The sequence below is a fragment of the Roseospirillum parvum genome, assembly GCF_900100455.1.
Taxonomy (GTDB): Bacteria; Pseudomonadota; Alphaproteobacteria; order Rhodospirillales; family Rhodospirillaceae; genus Roseospirillum; species Roseospirillum parvum.
Genome location: NZ_FNCV01000005.1, coordinates 218,117 through 242,277 on the forward strand (window position 1 = coordinate 218,117; position 24,161 = coordinate 242,277).

Genomic DNA, 24,161 nt, shown 5'->3' on the forward strand with positions numbered 1-24,161 from the left:
ATGGATTCTTGACTTGACTGGGTGTGACGGATTACACCGACCCGGCAGGGAGGGGATGCGGCACGTGACGGGCAAAAAGACCCAGTGCCAGGGGCGGGTATTCAAGGCCCGCGAGACCAAGCGTCCCAGGCAGGTTCGACTCCAGGTGAGTGGAACGGATCGGCGGCGCCGGTCCGCGACGGTCAACGTGTGTTGGTCCAACGTGTGCTGGTCCAACCTGTGCTGGGAGGCTGTGAAGGCGACCCCATGACGGATTACCTGCTGGGCTATCTGCCGATTCTCATCTTCCTGCTGATTGCCGTGGCGATGGCCCTGGCGGCGGTCGGTGGCTCCTACGTGCTGGCCCGCCATCGGCCGGACCCGGAGAAGGACTCGGCCTACGAATGCGGCTTCGAGGCCTTCGATGACGCCCGCACGCGCTTTGACGTGCGCTACTATCTGGTCGCCATCCTGTTCATCATCTTCGACCTCGAGGTCGCCTTCCTGTTTCCCTGGGCGGTCAGCCTGGGCGACATCGGGCTGGTCGGCTTCTGGTCGATGATGGTCTTCCTGCTCGTGCTGACCGTGGGCTTCATCTACGAGTGGCGCAAGGGTGCGCTGGAGTGGGAATGAGTGCGGGAATGAGCCAGGAATCGAGCGGCGCCGCGACGCCGCGCGCCGAAGAGGACGCCATGCACAGCCAAACCGACCAGCCGGGCAACCTGCCGGCCGCCGGGCCGGGCAGCCCCGACAGCCCGCTCACCCTCGGTCAGGCCCTGGCCGAGAAGGGGGTGGTGTTGTCCACCGTCGATGGGTTGGTCAACTGGGCCCGCACCGGCTCGTTGTGGCCGATGACCTTCGGTCTGGCCTGCTGTGCGCTGGAAATGATCCACGCCTACATGCCGCGCTACGACCTGGACCGCTTCGGCGTGGTGCCCCGACCCAGCCCGCGCCAGTCGGACGTGATGATCGTTTCCGGTACCCTGACCAACAAGATGGCGCCCGCCATGCGCAAGGTCTACGATCAGATGGCCGAGCCGCGCTGGGTGATCAGCATGGGCAGTTGCGCCAACGGCGGCGGCTACTATCACTATTCCTATTCGGTGGTGCGCGGCTGTGATCGCATCGTGCCGGTGGACATCTACGTGCCCGGCTGCCCGCCCACCGCCGAGGCCCTGGTCTATGGGGTGATGCAGTTGCAGAAGAAGATCCGGCGCACCGGCACGGTGCTCAGGGGCTAGCCCTCGGAACGAAACAGCGGGCGCGCCGGGGTCGGGGAGGGCGCCGGCGGGCGACATGGACGAACGGGAGAGGGGAGCGCCCGGGGCGAAACCCGGGTTTGCGGGAGCCCCCCAGGTGGCAGGGGCTCAAGGTGGAGAGGCCCCAGGTGGATGAGCCCCCAGGTGGACGAGGACGGGAAATGAGCCTGAACAGCGACCAGCGAGCGGCCCTGGCCGATCTGGGCGAGCACATCGCCGCCGCCCTGCCCAACCAGGTGCTGGCCCACCGGCTGGTCGGCGACGAGCTGACGGTCGAGGTGCAGGCCGCCTCCATCGTCTCGGTGCTGACCTTCCTGCGCGACGACGCCAACTGCATGTTCGCCCAACTGGTCGACATCTCCGGGGCCGACTATCCGGAGCGCGACCCGCGCTTCGAGGTGGTCTATCACCTGCTGTCGCTGAAGCATAACCAGCGGGTGCGGGTGAAGCTCGCCACCGACGAGGCGACGCCGGTGCCCTCGGTGGTCAAGGTGTTCTCCTCGGCCAACTGGTTCGAGCGCGAGTGCTGGGACATGTACGGCGTGTTCTTCGCCGATCATCCGGACCTGCGGCGCCTGCTCAGCGACTACGGCTTCGAGGGGCATCCCCTGCGCAAGGACTTCCCGCTGACCGGGTTCGTCGAGGTGCGCTACGACGAGAGCGCCAAGCGCTGCGTCTACGAGCCGGTGCGTCTGGCCCAGGAATTCCGCAGCTTCGACTTTCTCAGCCCCTGGGAGGGGCCGGAGAACTTCGCCCGGGGCGTGCTGGCCGGTGACGAGAAGGCGACCGGGAAGGACGCCGGATGAGGCGGCCGACGACCCCAACGGCGGCGCGCCGTCATTGCGATCGATCAAGGCGGGGTCGGCGGCGTGCCGGCGATATGATCCCCCACCCCCCGCACGTCCAGGCGAGTTGAGATGGCCCAGTCCCAGATCCGCAACTTCAACCTGAACTTCGGCCCCCAGCACCCGGCGGCGCACGGCGTGCTGCGTCTGGTGTTGGAGCTGGACGGCGAGGTGGTCGAGCGGGCCGATCCGCATGTCGGGCTGCTGCATCGCGGCACCGAGAAGCTGATCGAGCACAAGACCTATCTTCAGGCGCTGCCCTACTTCGACCGCCTGGACTACGCCTGCCCGTTGAACATGGAGCACTCCTACGTCATCGCCGTGGAGCGCCTTTTGGGGATCGAGCCGCCGCCGCGCGCCAAGTACCTGCGCACCCTGTTCGCCGAGCTGACGCGCATCTACAACCACCTGATGAACACCACCTCGATGGTCATGGACGTGGGCGCCATGACCCCCATGCTGTGGGGCTTCGAGGAGCGCGAGAAGATCCACGAGTTCTTCGAGGGGGTGTCCGGGGCGCGCATGCACCTGGCCTGGTTCCGCCCCGGCGGCGTGGCCTTCGACATGCCCGAGGGGATGGCCGAGCGCATCCTGGCCTGGAACGAGGCGTTCACCACCTTTCTCGACGACTTCGAGACGATGATCGACGAGAACCGCATCTTCAAGCAGCGCACGGTGGATGTCTCGGTGGTCAGCCAGGAGCAGGCGCTGGATCTCGGCTTCACCGGCCCCTGCCTGCGCGCCACCGGCCTTGCCTGGGACCTGCGCAAGGCGCAGCCCTACGATGCCTACGAGGACATGGACTTCCAGATCCCGACCGCCAAGTCGGGCGACTGCTACGCCCGCTATCTGGTCCGCATGGCGGAGTTCCGGGAAAGCCAGAAGATCATCCGCCAGTGCCTGGAAAACCTGCCGGACGGCGAGGTGCGCTCGGACAGCCGCAAGATCCAGGCCCCCAGCCGGGCCGAGATGAAGCACTCCATGGAGGCCCTGATCCATCACTTCAAGCTCTACACCGAGGGCTTCCACGTGCCCCCGGGCGAGGTCTACGCGGCCACCGAGGCGGCGACCGGCGAGTTCGGCGTCTATCTGGTGTCGGATGGCACCAACCGGCCCTATCGCTGTTCCATCCGCTCGCCGGGCTATGTCCACCTGTCGGCCATGGACACCCTGATGAAAGGTCACATGCTGGCCGACGCGCCGGCCTGCATCGGCTCCATCGACGTGGTCTTCGGGGAGGTTGACCGATGAGCGAGGCGCCCTTCACCCTTGATGGCGAGCTGAAGGCGGCGGCCCAGGCGGCGATGGCCAAGTATCCCCCGGGGCGGCAGGCCTCGGCGGTGCTGCCGGTGCTCGATCTGGTGCAGCGGCACGAAGGCTGGTTGAGCCGCCCGGCCATGGACGCGGTGGCCGAGTTGCTCGAGATGCCGCCCATCCGGGTCTACGAGGTGGCCACCTTCTACACCATGCTGCGCCTGAAGCCTGAGGGGAAGCACAGCGTGCGGGTGTGCACCAGCCTGTCGTGCTGGCTGCGCGGCAGCGAGGAGATCCTGGCCGCCTGCCGCGCGGCGCTGGGCGTCGAAAGCTTCGGGACCAGCGCCGACGGCCTGTTCACCCTGGAGCAGGTGGAATGCTCCGGGGCCTGCGTGAACGCGCCGGTGGTCGAGATCGACGACGACTACTACGAGGATCTGACCCCGGAGACCATCCGCGGCGTGCTGGAGGCGTTGAAGCGCGGCGAGCGGCCCCAGGCCGGGCCCCAGGGCGGGCGGCAGGCCTCGGCGCCGGAAGGCGGGCCGACCACGCTGACCGGCGATCCCGCCGAGTTGCACGCCAAGGCCATGGCGGCGGCCGCCGAGCGGGCTCGGGCCCGGGCTGCCAAGGCGGCCGAGGAAGCCAAGACCGCCAAGGCGGCCGAGGAAGCCAAGACCGCCAAGGCGGCCGAGGAAGCCAAGACCGCCGGGGATGCCAAGGCGGCCCCGGGCGAGAAGGGATGAGCCGATGCTGAACGACGTCGACCGCATCTTCACCAATCTCTACGGCCGCCACGACCCCTTCCTGGCCGGGGCCCGCAAGCGCGGCGACTGGGATGGCACCAAGGACATCCTGGCCCGGGGTCAGGAAGCGATCATCGAGGAGATCAAGGCCGCCGGTCTGCGCGGTCGGGGCGGGGCCGGTTTTCCGGCCGGCGTCAAGTGGTCGTTCATGCCCAAGCAGGAAGGCCCGCGCCCGCACTATCTGGTGGTCAACGCCGACGAGGGCGAGCCCGGCACCTGCAAGGACCGCGACATCCTGCGCCACGACCCGCACAAGCTGGTCGAGGGCTGCCTGATCGCCGGCTTCGCCATGCGCGCCCACGTCGCCTACATCTACATCCGCGGCGAGTTCTTCCGCGAGGCCGAGGCCCTGCAAAGGGCCATCGACGAGGCCTATGACGCGGGCCTGATCGGCCCCGATTCCTGCGGCAGCGGCTGGCAGATGGATGTCTACCTGCACCGCGGCGCCGGGGCCTACATCTGCGGCGAGGAAACGGCGCTGCTCCAGTCGCTGGAGGGCAAGAAGGGCCAGCCCCGCCTGAAGCCGCCGTTCCCGGCCGGGGTGGGGCTTTATGGCTGCCCGACCACGGTCAACAACGTGGAAACCATCGCCTGCGCCCCGACCATCCTTCGGCGCGGCGGCGACTGGTTCGCCGCCCTGGGCCGGCCCAACAACTCGGGCACCAAGATTTTCTGCATCTCCGGGCACGTCAATCGGCCGTGCAACGTGGAAGAGGAAATGGGCATCCCGCTGCGCGAGCTGATCGAGCGCCACGCCGGCGGCGTGCGCGGCGGCTGGGACAACCTGCTGGCGATCATCCCCGGCGGTGCCTCGGTGCCCCTGCTGCCCAAGAGCATCTGCGATGACGTGCTGATGGACTTCGACTCGCTGAAAGAGGTGAGGTCGGGTCTGGGCACGGCGGCGGTGATGGTGATGGACAAGTCGACCGACGTGGTGCGCGCCATCCACCGCCTGTCGCAGTTCTACAAGCATGAAAGCTGCGGCCAGTGCACGCCGTGCCGCGAGGGCACCGGCTGGCTGATGCGGGTCATGGAGCGGCTGGTCAGCGGCGAGGCCGAGGTCGAGGAGATCGACCTGCTGGAGGAGGTCACCCGGCAGATCGAAGGGCACACCATCTGTGCCCTGGGCGATGCCGCCGCGTGGCCCATCCAGGGCCTGATCCGCCACTTCCGGCCCGAGCTGGAACGCCGCATCCTGGCCCGCAAGAGGCGCATTTCCCCCGGCGCCGCGGCCTAAGACCGAGAGCAAGCAGGACCACCCATGCCCAAGTGCACCATCGACGGGATCGAGATCGAGGTCGAGCCGGGGACCACCGTCCTCCAGGCGGCCGAGAGGCTGGGCATCGAGATCCCGCGCTTCTGCTATCACGAGCGTCTGGCCATCGCCGGCAATTGCCGCATGTGCCTGGTCGAGGTTTCGCCCGGGCCGCCCAAGCCGGCCGCCTCGTGCGCCCTGCCGGTGGGCGACGGCATGACCATCAAGACCGACAGCCCGATGGTGGTCAAGGCGCGCCGGGCGGTGATGGAGTTCCTGCTCATCAACCACCCCTTGGACTGCCCGATCTGCGACCAGGGCGGCGAGTGCGACCTGCAGGACCAGGCCATGGCCTATGGCCGCGACCGCTCGCGCTTCGGCGAGATGAAGCGGGCCGTGCCGGACAAGGACATGGGGCCGCTGGTCGGCACCCACATGACCCGCTGCATCCAGTGCACGCGCTGCATCCGCTTCATCACCGACATCGCCGGGGTGCCCGAGCTGGGGGCCACCGGGCGCGGCGAGGGGATGGAGATCACCACCTACGTGGAAAAGGCCCTGACCAGCGAACTGTCGGGCAACATCATCGACCTCTGCCCGGTCGGCGCGCTGACCAACAAGCCCTACGCCTTCAAGGCCCGCCCCTGGGAGCTGCACCACACCGAGAGCATCGACGTGCTCGACGCGGTGGGCAGCAACGTCTTCCTCGACACCCGGGGCAACGAGGTGCTGCGCGCCATGCCGCGCCTCAACGAGGGCATCAACGAGGAATGGCTGGCCGACAAGAGCCGCTTCGCGGTCGATGGCTTGTCGCGCCGCCGGCTTGATAGGCCCTGGGTGCGCCGGGACGGCAAGCTCATCGAGGCCTCCTGGTCGGAGGCCCTGGCCGCCGTCGCCGAGGCGGCCAAGGGGCTCAAGGGGGAGCAGATGGCCGCGCTGGCCGGCGATCAGGCCGACTGCGAGGCCATGTTCGCCCTGAAGTCACTTTTCCAGAGCCTGGGCAGCCCGCATCTGGACTGCCGCCAGGACGGCGCGGCGCTCGATCCCACGTGCCGGGCCGGCTATCTGTTCAACACCACCATCGCCGGCATTGAGCAGGCCGACGCCATCCTGCTGATCGGCACCGATCCCCGGCGCGAGGCGCCCATCCTCAATGCCCGCATCGGCAAGCGCTGGCGGGCCGGCGGTTGCCCCATCGGGGTGATCGGGCCGCAGACCGAGCTGACCTACAAGGTGCGCCACCTGGGCAGCGGCCCGGCCGACCTGGCCGATCTGGCGGCCGGCAAGGGGGACTTCCTGAAGGTGCTGAAGGACGCCGAGCGGCCGATGATCGTGCTCGGCATGGGCGCCCTGGCCCGTCCGGACGGCGCCGCCATCCTGGCCCAGGCCCGCGCCCTGGCCGAGGCGGTCGGCGCGGCGGGTGGTAACTGGGCCGGCTTCAACGTGCTGCACACGGCGGCGGCCCGGGTCGGCGGGCTCGACCTGGGCTTCGTGCCGGGCGCCGGCGGGCGCGATCTGGCCGGCATCGTCAAGGGGGCCGGCGAGGGGGCGATCAAGCTGCTCTACCTGCTGGGCGCCGACGAGATCGACATGGATGCCCTGGGCAAAGCCTTCGTGGTCTACCAGGGCCACCATGGCGACGCCGGGGCGCGGCGCGCCGATGTCATCCTGCCCGGCGCCGCCTACAGCGAAAAGCCGGCCACCTACGTGAACACCGAGGGCCGCGTCCAGCGCACCCGCCGGGCGGCCCATCCGCCGGGCCAGGGGCGCGAGGACTGGGCCATCCTGCGCGCTCTGTCGGAGCATCTGCTGCCGGCCCCGCTGCCGTTCGACAGCCTGGCCGAGCTGCGCCGGGCGATGGTCGCCGAGGTGCCGCATCTGGCCCGCGAGGACCACATCGAGCCGGCCGTCTGGGGCACCTTCGGGCAGCCGGGCGAGACGGGCGGCGAGCCCTTCATGAGCCCCGTCAAGACCTACTACACCACCTGCCCGATCAGTCGGGCCTCGCCGACCATGGCCGCCTGCGTGGCGGAGATCCTGGGTCAGGGGACGGCCAGCCAGGAGGAGCGGACCGGGACCGATGGTTGATTTTCTCGCCACCTACCTGGGGACCCCGGTCCTCATCGTGCTGCACATCTTCGCCATCATCATGCCCCTGCTGGGCAGCGTGGCCTACCTGACCTATGCCGAGCGCAAGGTGATCGGGGCCATGCAGATGCGCCGCGGGCCCAACGTGGTCGGCCCGTTCGGGCTGTTCCAGCCGATCGCCGACGGCCTGAAGCTGTTCCTGAAGGAGACCATCATCCCCACCGGGGCCAGCCCGGTGGTCTTCCTGGCCGCCCCCATGCTGACCTTCATCCTGGCCCTGGTCGCCTGGGCGGTGATCCCGGTCAATGACGGCTGGGTGCTGGCCGACATCAACGTCGGCGTGCTGTACCTGTTCGCCATCAGCTCGATGGGCGTCTATGGCATCATCATGGCCGGCTGGGCCTCCAACTCGAAGTACGCCTTCCTGGGGGCGATGCGCTCGGCGGCGCAGATGGTCTCCTACGAGGTGGCCATGGGGCTGATCATCATCTCGGTGCTGCTCAGCGCCGGGACGCTGAACATGAGCGCCATCGTCGAGGCCCAGCAGGGCCTGTGGTACGCCATCCCGCACCTGCCCATGTTCGTGATGTTCTTCATCTCGATCCTGGCCGAGACCAACCGCCACCCCTTCGACCTGCCGGAGGCCGAGGCCGAGCTGGTTTCGGGCTACAACGTGGAATACTCGGCCATGCCGTTCGCCCTGTTCTTCCTGGGCGAATACGCCAACATGATCCTGATGAGCGGGCTGGCCACCATCCTCTTCCTGGGCGGCTGGCTGCCGCCAGTGGACATCGCGCCGTTCAACTGGCTGCCGGGGATTTTCTGGTTCTCGCTGAAGGTGATGGCGCTGCTGTTCGTCTTCATCTGGTGCCGGGCCGCGTTCCCGCGCTTCCGCTACGACCAGTTGATGCGTCTGGGCTGGAAGGTGTTCCTGCCGGGCAGCCTGATCTGGGTGGTGCTGACCGCCTCGGTGCTGACCCTGACCGGCAACCTGCCCGAATAAGCGGCCGAACCGAGAGGAGCCGAACGGAGCCACGCCATGTCCTTTCTCGACCGCACCGCCCGCGCCGTCCTGCTGTGGGAGTTGCTGGAAGGCTTCGCCAAGACCTTCCAGTACTTCCTGAAGCCCAAGGTGACCCTGAACTACCCCTACGAAAAGGGCGCCCTGTCGCCGCGTTTCCGGGGCGAGCACGCCCTTCGGCGTTATCCCAACGGCGAGGAACGCTGCATCGCCTGCAAGCTGTGCGAGGCCGTCTGCCCGGCCCTGGCCATCACCATCGAGGCCGAGGCGCGGGACGACGGCTCGCGGCGCACGACGCGCTATGATATCGACATGACCAAGTGCATCTACTGCGGCTTCTGCCAGGAAGCCTGCCCGGTGGATGCCATCGTCGAGGGTCCCAACTTCGAGTTCGCCACCGAGACCCGCGAGGAATTGCTGTACGACAAGAGCAAGCTTCTGGCCAACGGCGAGCGCTGGGAAGCCGAGATCGCCCGCCGTCTGGAACTGGATGCCCCCTACCGCTAAGAACGTCGCCTATCCGCTGCCCGGCCCCGCTTCGGGGCGCAACCACCACCCGGCCCCGCTTCGGGGGCCAAGCACCACCCGGCCCCGCTTCGGGGGCCAAGCACCACCCGGCCCCGCTTCGGGGCCCAAGCACCAAAATCCCCCGCCCCGGCCCGCCGCTTGAAACCAGGGCCCGCGACCGATCCGCCGAGAGAGGGAGTGAGATGATCGTACAGGCCCTGGCCTTCTACCTGTTCGCCACGGTGGCGGTGCTTTCCGCCGGCATGGTGATCACCCAGCGCAACAGCGTGCATGCCGTGCTGTGGCTGATCCTGGCCTTCTTCAACGGGGCCGGCCTGTTCGTGCTGACCGGGGCCGAGTTCGTCGCCATGTTGCTGGTCATCGTCTACGTGGGGGCGGTGGCGGTGCTGTTCCTGTTCGTGGTGATGATGCTCGACCTCAACGTGGCCACCCTGCGCGAGGGCTTCGTCGAGCACGTGCCGATGGTGGTGGCGGTGGGCTTCGTGCTGCTGGCCGAGCTGCTGGTGCTGGTCGGCGGCTGGGCGGTGGCGCCCGAGGCCCAAGGGGTGCGGCAGGCGCCCACCCCGGACCTCGCCGAAACACCCAACACCGAGGCTTTGGGGGCGATCCTCTACACCGATTTCCTGTACCTCTTCCAGGCCGCCGGGCTGATCCTGCTGGTCGCCATGGTGGGCGCCATCGTGCTCACCCATCGACGCCGCGAGGGGGTCAGGAAGCAGCGCATCCCCGAGCAGATCGCGCGGCGCAAGGAGGATGAATTGACCCTGGTCGACGTGCCGCCGCGGGGAGGGGTGTGATCCCATGATGGCACTTTCCCTGACCCACTACCTGGTGGTCGCCGCCGTCATCTTCTGCCTTGGCGTGGTCGGCGTCTTCATCAACCGCAAGAACATCATCGTCATCCTGATGGCGGTCGAGTTGATGCTGCTGGCGGTGAACATCAATCTGGTCGCCTTCTCGGCCCATCTGGGCGATCTGGCGGGCCAGGTGTTCACCCTGTTCATCCTTACCGTGGCCGCCGCCGAGGCCGCCATCGGACTGGCCATCGTGGTGGTCTTCTTCCGCAATCGCGGCTCGATCGAGGTCGAGGACGTGAACCAGATGAAGGGCTGAGAGAGCGGGCCGATGTACACCCTGACCATCTTCCTGCCGCTTGCCGCGGCCATCGTCACCGGCCTGTTCGGGCGCACGCTCGGCGACCGCAACGCCCAGCTTCTGACCTGCGGGGCGGTCGGTGTGTCGGCCGTTCTGTCGATCCTCATCTTCAACCAGGTGGCGCTGGGTGGCGAGGAGATCACCGTTCCCCTGCTGCGCTGGATCGAAAGCGGCCCGCTGGCCTTCGACTGGGCCCTGAAATTCGACACCCTGACCGCGGTGATGGTGCTGACCGTCACCTGGGTGTCGTTCATGGTCCATGTCTACTCCATCGGCTACATGGCCCATGACCTCTCCAAGCCCAGGTTCATGGCCTACATGTCGTTCTTCACCTTCGCCATGCTGATGCTGGTGACGGCCGACAACCTGGTGCAGATGTTCTTCGGCTGGGAGGGAGTCGGCGTCGCCTCGTACCTTCTGATCGGCTTCTGGTACGAGCGCCCCTCGGCCAACGCGGCGGCGATCAAGGCCTTCATCGTCAACCGGGTCGGCGATTTCGGCTTCATGCTGGGCATCTTCGGCGCCTTCCTGTTCTTCGGCACGGTGGAACTGGACGCCATCTTCGCCGCCGCGCCGGAGCGGGCCGGGGAGACCTTCAACATCTTCGGCATGGAGGTGAACGCCATCACCGCCATTTGCCTGCTGCTGTTCCTCGGCGCCATGGGCAAGTCGGCGCAAATCGGCCTGCACACCTGGCTGCCCGACGCCATGGAGGGCCCGACCCCGGTCTCCGCCCTGATCCACGCCGCCACCATGGTCACCGCCGGGGTGTTCATGGTGGCCCGCATGAGTCCGCTGTTCGAGTTCTCGACCACCGCGCTGTCGGTGGTGACGCTGGTCGGCGCGGCGACCGCCTTCTTCGCCGCCACGGTGGGCTGCGTGCAGAACGACATCAAGCGGGTGATCGCCTATTCCACCTGCTCACAGTTGGGCTACATGTTCTTCGCCCTGGGGGTGTCGGCCTATCCGGCGGCCATCTTCCACCTGATGACCCACGCCTTCTTCAAATCGCTGTTGTTCCTGGGCGCCGGCTCGGTCATCCACGCCATGAGCGACGAGCAGGACATGCGCCGCATGGGCGGCATCTGGCGCCACATCAAGCTGACCTACGCCATGATGTGGATCGGCTCGCTGGCCCTGGCCGGCATTCCCTTCTTCGCCGGCTACTACTCCAAGGACATGATCCTCGAGGCCGCGTTCGGGGCGCACAGCGTGGTCGGCCAGCTGGCCTACTGGCTGGGCGTGATGGCCGCCCTGATGACCGCCTTCTACTCCTGGCGCCTGCTGTTGATGACCTTCCACGGCAAGCCGCGGGCCGACGAGCACGTGATGGCCCACGTCCACGAAAGCCCGCCGGTGATGACCGTGCCGCTGATGGTGCTGGCCCTGGGGGCGATCTTCTCGGGCTTCATCGGCTATGATCTGTTCGTCGGCGACGGCCGCGCCGTCTTCTGGGCCCAGTCGATCCTGGTGCGGGACGGCAACGACAGCATCGAGGCGGCGCACCATGTGGCCCTGTGGGTCAAGGCGCTGCCGGTGGTGGTCGCCCTGGCCGGCATCGCCGCCGCCTATGTGATGTACCAGATGGCGCCCGAGGTGCCGGCCGCGCTGGCCGCCGGCTTCCCGCGCCTGTACCGCTTCCTGCTCAACAAGTGGTACTTCGACGAGCTCTACGACCGCATTTTCGTGCGCCCCGCCTTCCGGGTCGGGCGCGCCCTGTGGAAGGGCGGCGACGGGGCCCTGATCGACGGCGTCGGCCCGGACGGGGTGGCCGCCGCCGTGAAGGACGTGGCGCGCCGCGTCGGCCGTTTGCAGTCGGGGTTGGTCATCCACTACGCCCTGGCCATGATGCTGGGCGTCGCCGCCTTCGTCACCTACTTCGTCATTGGCATCTTCGGTTGATCCGGACAGAGAGGCTTCAAGGGACACCAACGCAATGACCGGATTTCCGCTGCTTTCGCTGGTGACGTTCCTGCCCCTGGCCGGGGTGGCGTTCATTCTTGTCTTCGCCCGCTCGGAGAACCCCGAGCTGGTCGCCAGCAACGCCCGCAACGTCGCCCTGATGGTCAGTGGTGCGACCTTTCTGCTCAGCCTGTTCCTGTGGTTCGGCTTCGAGACGGGGACCCACGAGTTCCAGTTCGTCGAGCGCCTGGACTGGCTGCCCGAGTACAGGATCGCCTATCACATGGGGGTGGACGGCATCTCCATGTTCTTCGTTTTGCTGTCCACCTTCCTGACGCCGCTGTGCATCCTGGCGTCGTGGGAGTCGGTGAAGGATCGGGTGAAGGAATACATGGTCGCCTTCCTGGTCCTGGAGACCATGATGGTGGGCATGTTCTGTGCCCTCGACTACGTGCTGTTCTACGTCTTCTTCGAGGGCGTGCTGATCCCCATGTTCATCATCATCGGTGTGTGGGGTGGGGCGCGGCGCATCTATGCCGCCTTCAAGTTCTTCCTTTATACGCTGCTCGGCTCGGTGCTGATGCTGCTGGCCCTGCTGGCCCTGTATGGCCTCGCCGGGACCACCGACGTGCCCACCCTGATGACCACCGAGGTGCCCTACAGACTGCAGATCTGGCTGTGGCTGGCCCTGTTCGCCAGCTTCGCCGTGAAGGTGCCGATGTGGCCGGTGCACACCTGGCTGCCCGATGCCCACGTCGAGGCGCCGACCGCCGGCTCGGTGATCCTGGCCGGGGTGCTGCTGAAGATGGGCGCCTATGGCTTCCTGCGCTTCTCGGTGCCGATCCTGCCCGAGGCCAGCGCGTTCTTCACGCCCCTGGTCTACACCCTGTCGATCATCGCCATCGTCTATACCTCGCTGGTCGCCCTGGTCCAGGAGGACATGAAGAAGCTGATCGCCTACAGCTCGGTGGCCCACATGGGCTTCGTGACCATCGGCATCTTCGCCATGACCCAGCAGGCGGTGGAAGGCGCGGTCTTCCAGATGCTGTCGCACGGCATCGTCTCGGGCGCCCTGTTCCTGTGCGTCGGGGTGGTCTACGACCGCCTGCACACCCGCGAGATTTCCCGCTACGGGGGCCTCGCCACCAACATGCCGCGCTATGCCCTGCTGTTCATGCTGTTCATGCTGGCCAGCGTCGGCCTGCCCGGAACCAGCGGCTTCGTCGGCGAGTTCCTGGTCCTCATCGGCACCTTCCAGGCCAACACCTGGGTGGCGCTGTTCGCCACCACCGGCATCATCCTGGGCGCCACCTACATGCTGTACCTGTACCGCCGGGTGATCTACGGCAAGCTGGTGCGCGACGAGGTGCGCGTGCTGCCCGACCTCTCGGGCCGCGAGATCGCCATCCTGGCCCCGCTGGCGCTGGTGGTGCTGTGGATGGGCCTTTACCCGCTGCCCTTCCTTGAGGTGATGCATGCCTCGGTGGCCAACCTGATCGACAACTACCAGGCCGCCCTGGGGCACGCCGCCCCGGCTGGTGGCGCCTGATCGGCAAGTTCCCCCGGCAAGTTTCCTCAGGAACGAACAGAAAGCACGACCAACGCCATGACCGACCCCGTCCTGCCGCCGTTGCTTCCCGTCCTGCCCGAGATGGTTCTCGCGGTGGCCGGGCTTGTTCTGCTCATGCTCGGGGTGTTCCGTCAGGGCACGGCGGCGGCGACGGCGGGGCTGGTCGGCTGGCTGAGCCTGCTGGTGCTGGCCATCACCGCCGCCCTGGTCTGGCAGACGGCGCCGGCCAGCACCTTCGGCGGCATGTTCGTGACCGACGCCTTCACCCGCTTCGCCAAGCTGCTGACCCTGGGCGGCGCGGCGGCGACCCTGGCCATGTCGCTGAGCTGGCTGGATCGCGAGGGCGAGGCCCGTTTCGAGTTCCCGGTGCTGGTCCTCTTCGCCGTGCTCGGCATGATGATGATGATCTCGGCCGGCAACCTGATGTCGCTGTACATGGGGCTCGAGCTTCAGTCGCTGGCGCTCTACGTGCTGGCCGCCTTCCAGCGCGGCAACGTCAAGGCCAGCGAGGCGGGGCTCAAGTACTTCGTGCTCGGCTCGGTGGCCTCGGGCCTCTACCTCTATGGCGCCTCGCTGGTCTATGGCTTCGCCGGGACCACCGACTTCGCCGCCCTGGCCACCGTGCTGGGCGATGGCGAGGGGCACATCGGGGCGATGATCGGGCTGGTCTTCGTGCTCGCCGCGCTGGCCTTCAAGGTTTCCGCCGTGCCCTTCCACATGTGGACGCCGGATGTCTACGAGGGCGCCCCCACCCCGGTCACCGCCTTCTTCTCGGTGGCCCCCAAGGTGGCCGCCCTGACCCTTTTGGTGCGGGTCGCCATGGGGCCGTTCCTGGGCATGGTGGGTGACTGGCAGCAGATCATCGTGCTGATCGCCGCCGCCTCGATGATCTGGGGCGCCTTCGCCGCCATCCCGCAGAACAACATCAAGCGGCTGATGGCCTACAGCTCGATCGGCCATGTGGGCTATGCGCTGATGGGCCTCGCCGCCGCCAGCCCGGAAGGGGTGCGCGGGCTGCTCGTCTACCTGACCATCTATGTGGTGATGAACGTTGGCGTCTTCGCGGTCATCCTGTCGCTGCGCCAGCATGGCCGGCTGGTCGAGAACATCCCGGACATGGCCGGCATGGCCCGCACCAATCCCATGCTGGCCGCCGCCATGGGCATCCTGATGTTCTCCATGGCCGGCATTCCGCCGCTGGCCGGCTTCTTCGCCAAGTTCCACGTCTTCCTGGCGGCGATCCACGCCGGGCAGGTGACGCTGGCCATCATCGGCGTGCTGTCCAGCGTGGTGGCGGCCTACTACTACCTCAGGATCATCAAGGTGATGTATTTCGACCAGCCGGTGGACGGCTTCGACAGGACGCTGGACAAGCCGACGGCGGCGGTGCTGGCGGTGAGCAGCCTGCTTGTGCTGTTCTTCTCGGTGGTGCCGGCCCGGCTGACCACCCCGGCCGACGCGGCCGCCGCCCCGATTGTTGGGGCATCGACTGTCGGTGAACTTGCGCCGGCGGCGGCCGAGGCAACCGGGGACGCCTCCGGGGACGGACATTGACCGCCCTCCAGGGCGGCACCCCAGCTTCCCCGCTGCCCCAGGCCGAGGCCGCGCTGCCGCCCGGCTGGCGGCTGCTCTGCCGGGACGAGGTGGACGGCACCAACGCCACCCTGGTGCGCTGGGCCGAGGGGCGGGGCGCGCCGTTCGATGGCGCGCCGGCCGAGGGCGTGGTGCTGGTCGCCGACCAGCAGACGGCGGGGCGCGGTCGCCAGGGCCGCGACTGGCACAGCCCGCCGGGCAACCTCTATGTCTCGGTGCTGCTGGATGGGGCCGCCGGGCCGGCCCGTCTGGCCGAGGTCGGCTTTGTCGCCGGGGTGGCCCTGGCCGAGGCGGTGGCCGCCCTGATGCCGGCCGCCGCGCCGGCCCTGAAATGGCCCAACGACCTGTTGCTCGACGGCCGCAAGGTGGCCGGCCTGCTGCTGGAGACGGCGCTTGGGACAGACGGCGGGCCGTGGCTGGTGCTCGGCCTGGGGGTCAATCTGGCCTGGGCCCCGCCGCGCGGGCCGGAAATGGCCTTCCCCCCCGGCCGTCTGGCCGACGCCGGTCCGGCGCCGGGGCGCGATGCCCTGCTCGCCGCCCTGGTGCCGCGCCTTGCGGTGTGGCTCGCGGTGTGGCGCCATCAGGGTTTCGCGCCGATCCGCGCCGCCTGGCTCGAGCGGGCCCACGGCCTGGGCGGGCCGATCGAGGCCCGGCTGGGCACCGGCAAGCGCCACGGGGTGTTTGCCGACATCGACCCCGACGGGGCGCTGGTGCTCGACACCGAAACCGGGCGGGAGCGCCTGCTCGCCGCCGACATCCACTTTCCGGACAGGGACCCTTGACGGATGCTGCTGGCCATTGATTCCGGCAACACCAACACCGTGTTCGCGGTGTTCGATGGCGCCACCGTGGTCGCCGAGTGGCGCTCCTCGACCCGGGCCGACCGCACCGCCGACGAGTACGGGGTGTGGCTGGGCCAACTGATGGCCCTGAAAGGCCTGACCCCGGCCGACATCACCGAGGCCATCATCGCCAGCGTGGTGCCGGCCAGCCTGTTCGACCTCAAAACCCTGTGCCGGGCCTATTTCGGGGTCGATCCGCTGATCGTCGGCACGCCCGGGGTGGACCTGGGCATCGACATCCTGATGGACCGCCCGGAAGAGGTCGGCGCCGACCGTCTGGTCAACGCGGTGGGGGCCCACATCGAATACGGCGGGCCGCTGATCGTGGTCGATTTCGGCACCGCCACCACCTTCGACGTGGTGGACAGGGACGGCAACTACCTGGGCGGGGCCATCGCCCCGGGCCCCAACCTGTCGCTTCAGGCGCTGCACACGGCGGCCGCCCAGTTGCCCCGGGTGGCGGTCGGCCGGCCGCCTTCGGTGATCGGCAAGGCGACGGTCAGCGCCATGCGCTCGGGCATCTACTGGGGCTATGTCAGCCTGATCGAGGGCATGGTGCGGCGCATCGCCGAGGAGGCCGGGGAGCCGATGCGGGTGATCGCCACCGGCGGCCTGGCCTCGCTGTTCGGCGAGGGCACCGAGGCCATCGACCACTACGACCCCGACCTGACCCTGAAGGGTCTGCGCGAGATCCATCGCCGCAACACCGCCACCTGAGTTCCTTTTCACCGTATCCAGGAAAGCACCCCGCCTGATGAGTTCCTCCCCCGACCTCGACAGCCTGACCCCCGGCCCGGACGATTTGTGGTTCGTCCCCCTTGGCGGGGTCGGCGAGATCGGCATGAATCTGGCCCTTTACGGCCATGACGGCGCCTGGCTGATGGTCGACTGTGGGGTCACCTTCGAGGAAAGCGCCATTCCCGGCATCGACGTCATCATGCCGGACACCGCCTTCATCGAAGCCCGCACCGACGAGCTGGTCGGCATCGTGCTGACCCACGCCCACGAGGACCACCTGGGCGCCATCCCCTATCTGTGGCCCGATCTCGGCTGCCCGGTCTATGCCACCCCGTTCACCGCCACCTTCCTCAGGACCAAGCTGGCCGAGGAGGGACTGGACAAGGAGGTGCCGATCATCGAGGTGCCGCTCAAAGGGCGCTTCACGGTCGGGCCGTTCGACTTGGAGTACGTCTTCCAGGCTCACTCCATCCCCGAGCCCAACAACCTGATCATCCGCACCCCGGTCGGCCTGGTGGCCCATTCCGGCGACTGGAAGCTGGACCCCGAGCCGCTGATCTCCGGCCCCGCCGACACCGCGCGGCTGGCCGCCATCGGCGACGAGGGGGTGCTGGCCTACTTCGGCGATTCGACCAACATCTTCACCCCCGGGCGGGCCGGCTCGGAGGCCGAGGCGCGCGATGGCCTGTGCGCCCTGGTCAAGGAGTTGCACGAGGAGGGCGCGGGGCGCATCGCGGTGGCCTGCTTTGCCTCCAACATCGCCCGCTTGTCGAGCATCGCCGAGGCGGCGCGCCGGGTCGGGCGCGAGGTCTGTCTGGCCGGGCGCAGCCTGTGGCGCATGGTGGCCACGGCGCGGGCCACCGGCTATCTGGCCGACGGCCCGACCTTCCTCGAGGCCGACGAGGCGACCCACCTGCCCGATGATCGGGTGCTCTACATCGTCACCGGCAGCCAGGGCGAATCGCGCGCCGCCCTGGCCCGCATCGCCTTCGGCAGCCATCCGCACATCGCGCTTGGCTCGGGCGACGTGACGGTGTTCTCGTCCCGCGTCATTCCGGGCAACGAGAAGGCCATCTTCCGCATGCAGAACCAACTGGTCCGGCGCGGCGTGCGGGTGATCACCGACTACGACCAGCCGATCCACGTCTCGGGCCATCCGGGGCGGGCCGAGGTGGAAGAGATGTACGGCCTGCTGCGTCCCGCCCTGGCGGTGCCGGTGCACGGCGAGCGGCGCCACCTGGAGGAGCACGCCCGGGTCGCCGAGGCCAGCGGGGCGGGGCGCGCCCTGGTCATCGAGAACGGTGATCTGGTCGCCCTGGCGCCCATAGACGAGGCCGGCGTCATCGCCGAGGTGCCGACCGGCCGCCTGGCCCTGGACGGCGAGCGCATCGTGCCGCTGAACAGCGCCACCCTGCGCGACCGCAAGCGGATGGTGATGCACGGGGCGGCGGTCATTACCCTGGTGCTGGATCGGGCCGGCAATCTGGCCCGGGCGCCGATGATCACCACCCACGGCCTGTTCGAGCCGGGCGAGGAGGAGGACGACGAGGTGCGCCAGATCGTCGAGGTGGTACGCCGCGCCGTCAATCGCCTGGACCGCCGCGACGCCGGCGACGACGAGGCGGTGGCCGAGGCGGCGCGCACCGCCCTGCGCCGCGCCTTCCAGCGCGACCAGGGCCGCAAGCCGTTGACCGACGTGCATCTGATCCGAATATAGAAAGCGACCCGACCCGTTTCGTGGCCCGCAAAGCGCGGGGCCCAGAAGGAGAATCCCCGAATGATCGGCAAGCTCAACCACGTCGCCATCGCCGTTCCCGACCTGGAGGCGGCCAGCGCCACCTATCGCGACACCCTGGGAGCCGAGGTCTCCGCGCCCCTGGACCAGCCCGACCACGGGGTGACGGTGGTCTTCATCACCCTGCCCAACACCAAGATGGAGCTGCTCCATCCGCTGGGCGAGAAGTCGCCGATCCAGGGCTTCCTCGACAAGAACCCGGCCGGCGGCATCCACCATGTGTGCTACGAGGTGGAGGACATCCTGGCCGCCCGCGACCGGCTGAAGGCGCAGGGCCTGCGGGTGCTGGGCGACGGCAACCCGAAGATCGGCGCCCACGGCAAGCCGGTGCTGTTCCTCCACCCCAAGGACCTCTACGGCACCCTGGTCGAGCTGGAGCAGGTGTAGGGCGGGGATCACTCCGCCAGCAGCGGTTCGACCTGGCTGTGGTAGTGATAGGTTTCCCAGGAGATGCTGTAGTCCTCGGACTGGTTGCCCCAGGACGTCCAGTTCCTGCGTGACCCGCGCGCGAACAGTTCCAGATAGGGCCCGGAGCTGCATTGCTCGATGACCTCGTAGAGTTCGTCGGGCTTGCGGCTGTGCTCGCGCTTGCGCGAGGCGATCAGGTTGACCTGTCGGCGACCGGGGGCCAGGGTCCGGGCGTTCTTTCCCCGCACGCCGAACAGGACAAGCTCGGTGACGTTGCGGAAGTAGAAGCCGACGCCGCGCCCATCGGACCCGCCATCCTTGCGCACCTTGTGCCAGACCAGATTGCTCTTGTACTCAAAACCCCAGGCGCGAAGAACGTCGATTCCTTCCGGCAACAGGGCGTTGGGCACCCAAAGATAAAGATGCGCCGGTTCCTTGACATGGTCGGCCACGGGCAACGCCTTGATCTCGTCCAGGGTCATGGTGCCATAGCGGGACAGGCGCCGATGCTCCGGGGCCATTTTTCCGGTACGGTTCTGGAAGCGCCAGGGGGGGTCGGCCAGCACCGTCGAGAATGTCTGTCCCGCCAGTTGGGTTCGGAAGTCCAGGATCGGGTCCGGCTGTTCAGCAGTCATGGGGCCAATCCTCAATGCACTTGGGGCCAATGCCAATGGCCAGAACCGGGCAGCCGCCATTGCGACCGGCGTTCAGGCGGTAAAGGAGCTTGCCCATCCAGGTGGTGCTGGCGCCGTACTTTTCACGGATCATGCGGGGCTCGCCGTTGCGTTTCCATTCCACGTTTCCGTTGCGGTCCAGCGATTCACCAAGTTGGCGAAAGACCGGGTTGAGGGCGGCGCTGCGGGTCACCAGGACCGCCACATCAATGACCCCTGTATGGGCAAAGGCGCTGAAAGCGTAGAGATCCCGGTCAAACGTCTGGTCCTTGCTGTTCCATTCCAGATCGAAAGCCACCCCATCCTTGACGTAATCGATCTGATGGCCGTCGAGGTAGCGCTCGAAGTTCATGGTCCGGGTTTTCTTGACACTGGTCTTTCCGGCGCCCTCATCGTTCTCCCGCCAGCTGATGGTCACCAGAAGATCGCCCTGGATGGAGGTCTCGTGCCAACCGCGCGGCCGCAGCACGGTGCTGAACAGCTTGGGGATCTGGGACTCGTTCCCGCCGGCCCGCCGGATCATGTCGGTTGTGATCGAAAACGCCCGCAAGGCGGCCAGCAGATCCGTGAAGGCCTCGGGATGGTTTTCCGAGAGAATCAGGGCTGCGCTGCGATAACTGTGGATCTCGTATCTGTCCCGGATGTCCTTTGGGATCCGGCTTTCGACCAGGTGTTCTGGATCGGCCTTGCCGCCCGGGGATTCCGAGGTGTCGGACGCCATTCTGACTGCCTTCTCCGTCCGCGCGCCGAGGATCGCTCGCCGGCTGTCGTGAGGGTGAGGGTACTATATACGCCCCTCTGGCGGCCTTGAAAAAACATTATCTTGTTCCGCCCCCCTACCGCCCGGCGGTGCGCAGGGCTTCCTCGGCGGCGCGGACCAGGGCGCGGGCCTTGTTTTCGCACTCCTCGTGCTCCTTGACCGGGTCGCTGTCGAGCACGATCCCGGCCCCGGCCTGCAGGTGCAGCTCGCCGTCCTTCAGCAGCGAGGTGCGCAGGGCGATGCAGGTGTCCATGTCGCCGTTGGCGGCGATGTAGCCCACCCCGCCGGCGTAGAAGCCGCGCCGCAGGGGCTCCAACTCCTCGATGATCTCCATGGCCCGCACCTTGGGGGCGCCGGAGACGGTGCCGGCCGGGAAGCCGGCCATCAGGGCGTCCATGGCATCCAGTTCCGGGCGCAGCCGGCCGACCACGTTGGAGACGATGTGCATGACCTGGCTGTAGCGCTCGATGACCATCTGGTCGGTCACCTTCACCGTGCCCACCTCGGCCACCCGGCCGACGTCGTTGCGCCCCAGGTCGAGCAGCATCAGGTGTTCGGCCAGCTCTTTGGGGTCGGCCAGCAGGTCGGCGGCCAGGGCCTCGTCTTCCTCGGTGGTGGCGCCGCGCTTGCGGGTGCCGGCGATGGGGCGCACGGTCACCTCGCCGTCGCGCAGGCGGACCAGGATTTCCGGGCTGGCGCCGATCAGGGCGTAGTCGCCGAAATCCAGGCAGAACAGGAAGGGCGCCGGGTTGGTCCGCCGGAGCGCCCGATAGAGAGCCAGCGGCGGCAGGCGGAAGGGCATGGAGAAGCGCTGGCTCAACACCACCTGGAAGATGTCGCCGGCCCGGATGTACTCCTTGGCGCGCTCCACCATGGCCTGATAGTCGGCCGGAGCCATGGCCGGGGTCAGGGTGGCGGCGTGGCGCTCGCGCCCGGTGTCGCGGCGGTAGGGCAGGCCGCGCTCGAAGTCGGCCACCACCTCGGCCAGACGCTCGCCGGCCAGCTCCCAGGCGGCCTCGGCCGAGATGTCGTCGCGCGGGCGGATCGGGGTGACCAGGGTCACCGTGTCCTTCACGTTGTCGAACACCGCCTGCACGGTGGGCCGGGCGAACACCGCGTCGGGGATGTCGATGGGGTCGGGGTTGTCGTCGGGCAGCCGTTCGACCAGACGGATGGTGTCGTAGCCCATGTAGCCGACCAGCCCCATGGCGATGGCCGGCAGGCAGTCGGGCAGGTCGATGCGCGATTCCTCGATCAGCCGCTTCAGCGAGTCCAGGGCCGGGCCGTCGTCCTCGAAGCTGTCCTCGTCGCCGCGCAGCAGGTGGCGGTTGATCTCCGCCCGTTCGCCCCGGCAGCGCCAGATCAGGTCGGGTTTCAGGCCGATCAGCGAGTAGCGGCCGCGCACCGCGCCACCTTCCACCGAATCGAGCAGGAACGAGAAGCGCCGCCCGTCGGCCAGCTTGAGCATGGCCGAGACCGGGGTTTCCAGGTCGGCGGCCAGGGTCGTCCAGACCACCTGGGGGCGCCCCTGCTGGTAGGTGGCGCGGAAGCTTTCCACATCCGGACTGAGCTGCATGACCGTTTCCTCTGGCGCGGGCCTTCAAGGGCGAAACCTGGGCTCGCCAAATACCCGCCTGGGGGGGTGGTGGCGCCTGCCTACATCATTTCCTGGATCAGGCGCTGGTTGACCTGGATGCCGTGCCGGCGGGCCAGGGCGGTGGCGTACTGGTCGAGCAGGTCGCCGGCCAGCGCCTCGGTGACGGTGGGCGCCAGATCGTCGACCCGCGCCGGCGGCACGATCACCTCGTCCAGGCGGGCCAGCAGGCGGCGGTTGGGGCCGGCGCCGCTGACCAGGGCGCCCGGCTCGGCCTTGAACAGCGGGCCGACCAGGGCCTGGGGCAGGGGGCCCTGACCGTTGCGCAGGGTGGCGCCCCGGGTGAAGGGGGGCGGCTCGGACAGGCTGGCGGCCGGGGTTTCGGCGGCCAGGGTGGCCAGATCGGCGCCCTCGCCGGCGCGCTTCTCAAGCTCGGCGAGCAGGGCGTCGGCGGCCTCGAGGCGTTGCTCGCGCCGCCAGTCGGCGAGCACCCGGTCGCGGGCTTCCTCGAAGGTCAGCGGTCGGGCCTCGGTCACCTGATCCAGGCGCAGGGCGAGGTAGCCGGTTTCCGTCTCGACCATGCGCGGCTCGGCATCGGCCGGCAGCTCGAAGGCGCGGGAGAGCAGGGTCGGCGGCAGGTCCTCGGCCCGGGTGCCGTCGGCCAGCCCGCCGTCGCGGGCGACCTGGGTCAGGCTGTGGGTTTCAAGGTCGAGGTCGGCCAGCGCCTCCTCCAGGGTGGCGCCACCGGCCAGGGCATCCTCGACCTGCGCCGCGTACTCGTAGATGCGCTCGATGGCGCGTTCCACCTTGAGGGTTTCGGTGAGCTGCTCGCGCACCTCCTCGAGCGGCTGGACGGTGCCCTCGGTCAACCCGACGATCTCCGCCACATGCCAGCCCAGGGGGCTTTCCACCGGGCCGATCACGGCGCCCTCGGGCTGGTTCCTGAGGGCCAGGGTGAGGGTGGGGGGAAGTTCCGTCGCGCCGACCGCTTCCAGCCGCACCGGGGCCGGGGCACCGGCGGCCTGGGCGGCGGCGGCCAGGGTGCGGCCCTCGCGGCGCGCCGCCAGTACCTGGGCGGCGGTCTCTTCAGAGTCGACCAGGATCTGCTCCAGGTCCCAACTGGACGGGCTGGTGAACTGCTCCAGGCGCTGTTCATAGGCGCTTTCCACCGCGCCCTCCTCCAGCGCCATCATCGGGGCCAGCCCCTCCGGGTTCAACACGGCGTAGGTCAGGCTGCGCCGCTCGGGGGCCAGATAGCCGTCCTGGCCGGCGGCGTGGAAGGCGCGCAAGGCCTCCTCGTCGGGCTCGGGCGGGGCGGGCAGGGCGGCCGGGTCGATGGTCAGCAGGGTGATGCGGCGCTGTTCGTCGCGGTAGTCGGCCAGCGCGGTGAGCAGCACCTCGGGCGCCGCCGCCCCGGCCATCACCGCCTGTTCCAGCCGCTGGCGAGCCATCACCGCCCGCTCGCCGGCCAGATAGGCCCGCTCGTTCAGGCGGTTGGCGGCCAGGGTCTGCTCGAACACCTGGCGCGAGAACTGGCCGTTCGCCTGGAAAGCCGGGTTGCCGGCAACGTGTGCCTTGAGCGCCGGGTCGCTGATCACCAGCCGGTTGTCGGCCACCTCGATGTCGAGCAGGGTCTGCCGGGCGAGGCGGCGGATGGTGGCGTCGAGCAGCCCCATGCGGATGGCGGTGTCGCGGTCGATGGCGCCGCCCAGCATGGCTTGCAGGCGCTCCAGGTCGTCGGTGAAGTGGCGGCGCAGGGTTTCCGGGCCGATGTGCTCGTCGCCGACCACGATGGCCGCCCGGTCGCCGGCGGCGCCGCGGATCATGTCGCCCACCCCCCAGGCGGCGAAGCTCAGGATGAGCAGGCCGAGCAGGGCCTTGACGATCCAGGACCCGGTGTGGCGGCGCAGAATGTTGAGCATGGCTGTGAAAGACGTCCCTTGAAAGCGGCGCGGAAAGGCAGGCGGCGCATCATAGTCGGGGCGGGCGCGGGGCCGCAACAGCGGCGGCCTTGAGACTCGGCCCGGCTGGTCAGTCGGTCGACTTCCATGCTATCTCCCGGAAGATCGCCCTTGGGATTGCATAACCACGGAGAGCA

Annotated in this window: 22 protein-coding genes; 18 read left to right on the forward strand and 4 right to left on the reverse strand. The window is 68.4% G+C overall.

The window, feature by feature from the left end:
- The first annotated feature begins 246 nt into the window (after nucleotides 1-246).
- The 18 genes from BLR95_RS09485 to mce all read left to right on the forward strand — a co-directional run bounded on the left by BLR95_RS09485 (nucleotide 247) and on the right by mce (nucleotide 19,014).
- Nucleotides 247-612 carry an NADH-quinone oxidoreductase subunit A gene (locus BLR95_RS09485; RefSeq protein WP_092618898.1) on the forward strand — a complete coding sequence of 122 codons (366 nt, stop codon included), beginning with the start codon at nucleotides 247-249 and terminating at the stop codon, nucleotides 610-612.
- 59 nt (nucleotides 613-671) lie between these two features.
- Nucleotides 672-1,220 carry a NuoB/complex I 20 kDa subunit family protein gene (locus BLR95_RS09490; RefSeq protein WP_425438440.1) on the forward strand — a complete coding sequence of 183 codons (549 nt, stop codon included), beginning with the start codon at nucleotides 672-674 and terminating at the stop codon, nucleotides 1,218-1,220.
- Between the two features lie 179 nt (nucleotides 1,221-1,399).
- Nucleotides 1,400-2,044: an NADH-quinone oxidoreductase subunit C gene (locus tag BLR95_RS09495; RefSeq protein WP_092618901.1), complete on the forward strand. Its 645-nt coding sequence runs from the start codon at nucleotides 1,400-1,402 to the stop codon at nucleotides 2,042-2,044.
- Between the two features lie 111 nt (nucleotides 2,045-2,155).
- Complete coding sequence (locus tag BLR95_RS09500; RefSeq protein ID WP_092618904.1) at nucleotides 2,156-3,334, forward strand: NADH-quinone oxidoreductase subunit D; 1,179 nt, start codon at nucleotides 2,156-2,158, stop codon at nucleotides 3,332-3,334.
- Nucleotides 3,331-4,080 carry an NADH-quinone oxidoreductase subunit NuoE gene (nuoE, locus tag BLR95_RS09505; RefSeq protein ID WP_092618908.1) on the forward strand — a complete coding sequence of 250 codons (750 nt, stop codon included), beginning with the start codon at nucleotides 3,331-3,333 and terminating at the stop codon, nucleotides 4,078-4,080. Before BLR95_RS09500 ends, nuoE begins: the two co-directional genes overlap by 4 nt.
- Before the next feature lie 4 nt (nucleotides 4,081-4,084).
- Complete coding sequence (gene nuoF, locus BLR95_RS09510) at nucleotides 4,085-5,377, forward strand: NADH-quinone oxidoreductase subunit NuoF (RefSeq protein ID WP_092618911.1); 1,293 nt, start codon at nucleotides 4,085-4,087, stop codon at nucleotides 5,375-5,377.
- Between the two features lie 24 nt (nucleotides 5,378-5,401).
- Nucleotides 5,402-7,483: an NADH-quinone oxidoreductase subunit NuoG gene (nuoG, locus tag BLR95_RS09515; RefSeq protein ID WP_092618914.1), complete on the forward strand. Its 2,082-nt coding sequence runs from the start codon at nucleotides 5,402-5,404 to the stop codon at nucleotides 7,481-7,483.
- The gene (nuoH, locus tag BLR95_RS09520) at nucleotides 7,476-8,486 is read left to right on the forward strand and encodes an NADH-quinone oxidoreductase subunit NuoH (RefSeq protein ID WP_092618917.1); all 1,011 of its coding nucleotides are present in this window, start codon (nucleotides 7,476-7,478) and stop codon (nucleotides 8,484-8,486) included. The genes nuoG and nuoH overlap by 8 nt, the downstream gene beginning before the upstream one ends.
- Before the next feature lie 36 nt (nucleotides 8,487-8,522).
- Complete coding sequence (gene nuoI, locus BLR95_RS09525) at nucleotides 8,523-9,011, forward strand: NADH-quinone oxidoreductase subunit NuoI (RefSeq protein ID WP_092618920.1); 489 nt, start codon at nucleotides 8,523-8,525, stop codon at nucleotides 9,009-9,011.
- Between the two features lie 203 nt (nucleotides 9,012-9,214).
- A complete protein-coding gene (locus BLR95_RS09530; RefSeq protein ID WP_176787757.1) occupies nucleotides 9,215-9,829 on the forward strand; it encodes an NADH-quinone oxidoreductase subunit J in 615 nt (204 codons plus the stop codon).
- Between the two features lie 7 nt (nucleotides 9,830-9,836).
- Nucleotides 9,837-10,145, forward strand: coding sequence for an NADH-quinone oxidoreductase subunit NuoK (nuoK, locus tag BLR95_RS09535; RefSeq protein WP_092619157.1), 309 nt, complete (start codon nucleotides 9,837-9,839; stop codon nucleotides 10,143-10,145).
- A 12-nt stretch (nucleotides 10,146-10,157) separates the two neighbouring features.
- Entirely contained in the window at nucleotides 10,158-12,089 is a 1,932-nt protein-coding gene (nuoL, locus tag BLR95_RS09540; RefSeq protein WP_092618923.1) for an NADH-quinone oxidoreductase subunit L, read from the forward strand.
- 34 nt (nucleotides 12,090-12,123) lie between these two features.
- Nucleotides 12,124-13,638, forward strand: a complete 1,515-nt coding sequence (locus tag BLR95_RS09545) for an NADH-quinone oxidoreductase subunit M (protein WP_092618926.1) — start codon at nucleotides 12,124-12,126, stop codon at nucleotides 13,636-13,638.
- Nucleotides 13,639-13,695: 57 nt separating this feature from the next.
- Nucleotides 13,696-15,213, forward strand: coding sequence for an NADH-quinone oxidoreductase subunit NuoN (gene nuoN, locus BLR95_RS09550; RefSeq protein WP_092618929.1), 1,518 nt, complete (start codon nucleotides 13,696-13,698; stop codon nucleotides 15,211-15,213).
- Nucleotides 15,210-16,034 (forward strand): biotin--[acetyl-CoA-carboxylase] ligase, encoded by an 825-nt coding sequence (locus BLR95_RS09555; RefSeq protein ID WP_245689404.1) that lies wholly within the window; start codon nucleotides 15,210-15,212, stop codon nucleotides 16,032-16,034. Before nuoN ends, BLR95_RS09555 begins: the two co-directional genes overlap by 4 nt.
- A gap of 3 nt (nucleotides 16,035-16,037) precedes the next feature.
- The gene (locus BLR95_RS09560) at nucleotides 16,038-16,811 is read left to right on the forward strand and encodes a type III pantothenate kinase (RefSeq protein WP_092618932.1); all 774 of its coding nucleotides are present in this window, start codon (nucleotides 16,038-16,040) and stop codon (nucleotides 16,809-16,811) included.
- Between the two features lie 37 nt (nucleotides 16,812-16,848).
- The gene (locus BLR95_RS09565) at nucleotides 16,849-18,549 is read left to right on the forward strand and encodes a ribonuclease J (RefSeq protein ID WP_092618935.1); all 1,701 of its coding nucleotides are present in this window, start codon (nucleotides 16,849-16,851) and stop codon (nucleotides 18,547-18,549) included.
- A gap of 60 nt (nucleotides 18,550-18,609) precedes the next feature.
- Complete coding sequence (gene mce / locus BLR95_RS09570; protein WP_092618938.1) at nucleotides 18,610-19,014, forward strand: methylmalonyl-CoA epimerase; 405 nt, start codon at nucleotides 18,610-18,612, stop codon at nucleotides 19,012-19,014.
- An 8-nt stretch (nucleotides 19,015-19,022) separates the two neighbouring features.
- Here mce and BLR95_RS09575 read toward each other — a convergent pair whose 3' ends face one another.
- The 4 genes from BLR95_RS09575 to BLR95_RS09590 all read right to left on the reverse strand — a co-directional run bounded on the left by BLR95_RS09575 (nucleotide 19,023) and on the right by BLR95_RS09590 (nucleotide 23,985).
- A complete protein-coding gene (locus tag BLR95_RS09575) occupies nucleotides 19,023-19,670 on the reverse strand; it encodes an MT-A70 family methyltransferase (RefSeq protein WP_092618941.1) in 648 nt (215 codons plus the stop codon).
- Nucleotides 19,660-20,430 carry a BglII/BstYI family type II restriction endonuclease gene (locus BLR95_RS09580; protein WP_092618944.1) on the reverse strand — a complete coding sequence of 257 codons (771 nt, stop codon included), beginning with the start codon at nucleotides 20,428-20,430 and terminating at the stop codon, nucleotides 19,660-19,662. Before BLR95_RS09580 ends, BLR95_RS09575 begins: the two co-directional genes overlap by 11 nt.
- A gap of 115 nt (nucleotides 20,431-20,545) precedes the next feature.
- Entirely contained in the window at nucleotides 20,546-22,045 is a 1,500-nt protein-coding gene (gene trpE / locus BLR95_RS09585) for an anthranilate synthase component I (protein WP_092618947.1), read from the reverse strand.
- Between the two features lie 80 nt (nucleotides 22,046-22,125).
- Nucleotides 22,126-23,985: a peptidylprolyl isomerase gene (locus BLR95_RS09590; RefSeq protein WP_092618950.1), complete on the reverse strand. Its 1,860-nt coding sequence runs from the start codon at nucleotides 23,983-23,985 to the stop codon at nucleotides 22,126-22,128.
- Nucleotides 23,986-24,161: the final 176 nt, after the last annotated feature.

What these genes read in the sequence shown, in the direction of transcription:
- BLR95_RS09485 (WP_092618898.1), top strand. Translation starts at nt 247, where the DNA reads ATGACGGATTACCTGCTGGGCTATCTGCCGATTCTCATCTTCCTGCTG.
- BLR95_RS09490 (WP_425438440.1), top strand. Translation starts at nt 672, where the DNA reads ATGCACAGCCAAACCGACCAGCCGGGCAACCTGCCGGCCGCCGGGCCG.
- BLR95_RS09495 (WP_092618901.1), top strand. Translation starts at nt 1,400, where the DNA reads ATGAGCCTGAACAGCGACCAGCGAGCGGCCCTGGCCGATCTGGGCGAG.
- BLR95_RS09500 (WP_092618904.1), top strand. Translation starts at nt 2,156, where the DNA reads ATGGCCCAGTCCCAGATCCGCAACTTCAACCTGAACTTCGGCCCCCAG.
- nuoE (WP_092618908.1), top strand. Translation starts at nt 3,331, where the DNA reads ATGAGCGAGGCGCCCTTCACCCTTGATGGCGAGCTGAAGGCGGCGGCC.
- nuoF (WP_092618911.1), top strand. Translation starts at nt 4,085, where the DNA reads ATGCTGAACGACGTCGACCGCATCTTCACCAATCTCTACGGCCGCCAC.
- nuoG (WP_092618914.1), top strand. Translation starts at nt 5,402, where the DNA reads ATGCCCAAGTGCACCATCGACGGGATCGAGATCGAGGTCGAGCCGGGG.
- nuoH (WP_092618917.1), top strand. Translation starts at nt 7,476, where the DNA reads ATGGTTGATTTTCTCGCCACCTACCTGGGGACCCCGGTCCTCATCGTG.
- nuoI (WP_092618920.1), top strand. Translation starts at nt 8,523, where the DNA reads ATGTCCTTTCTCGACCGCACCGCCCGCGCCGTCCTGCTGTGGGAGTTG.
- BLR95_RS09530 (WP_176787757.1), top strand. Translation starts at nt 9,215, where the DNA reads ATGATCGTACAGGCCCTGGCCTTCTACCTGTTCGCCACGGTGGCGGTG.
- nuoK (WP_092619157.1), top strand. Translation starts at nt 9,837, where the DNA reads ATGGCACTTTCCCTGACCCACTACCTGGTGGTCGCCGCCGTCATCTTC.
- nuoL (WP_092618923.1), top strand. Translation starts at nt 10,158, where the DNA reads ATGTACACCCTGACCATCTTCCTGCCGCTTGCCGCGGCCATCGTCACC.
- BLR95_RS09545 (WP_092618926.1), top strand. Translation starts at nt 12,124, where the DNA reads ATGACCGGATTTCCGCTGCTTTCGCTGGTGACGTTCCTGCCCCTGGCC.
- nuoN (WP_092618929.1), top strand. Translation starts at nt 13,696, where the DNA reads ATGACCGACCCCGTCCTGCCGCCGTTGCTTCCCGTCCTGCCCGAGATG.
- BLR95_RS09560 (WP_092618932.1), top strand. Translation starts at nt 16,038, where the DNA reads ATGCTGCTGGCCATTGATTCCGGCAACACCAACACCGTGTTCGCGGTG.
- BLR95_RS09565 (WP_092618935.1), top strand. Translation starts at nt 16,849, where the DNA reads ATGAGTTCCTCCCCCGACCTCGACAGCCTGACCCCCGGCCCGGACGAT.
- mce (WP_092618938.1), top strand. Translation starts at nt 18,610, where the DNA reads ATGATCGGCAAGCTCAACCACGTCGCCATCGCCGTTCCCGACCTGGAG.
- BLR95_RS09575 (WP_092618941.1), bottom strand. Translation starts at nt 19,670, where the DNA reads ATGACTGCTGAACAGCCGGACCCGATCCTGGACTTCCGAACCCAACTG.
- BLR95_RS09580 (WP_092618944.1), bottom strand. Translation starts at nt 20,430, where the DNA reads ATGGCGTCCGACACCTCGGAATCCCCGGGCGGCAAGGCCGATCCAGAA.
- trpE (WP_092618947.1), bottom strand. Translation starts at nt 22,045, where the DNA reads ATGCAGCTCAGTCCGGATGTGGAAAGCTTCCGCGCCACCTACCAGCAG.
- BLR95_RS09590 (WP_092618950.1), bottom strand. Translation starts at nt 23,985, where the DNA reads ATGCTCAACATTCTGCGCCGCCACACCGGGTCCTGGATCGTCAAGGCC.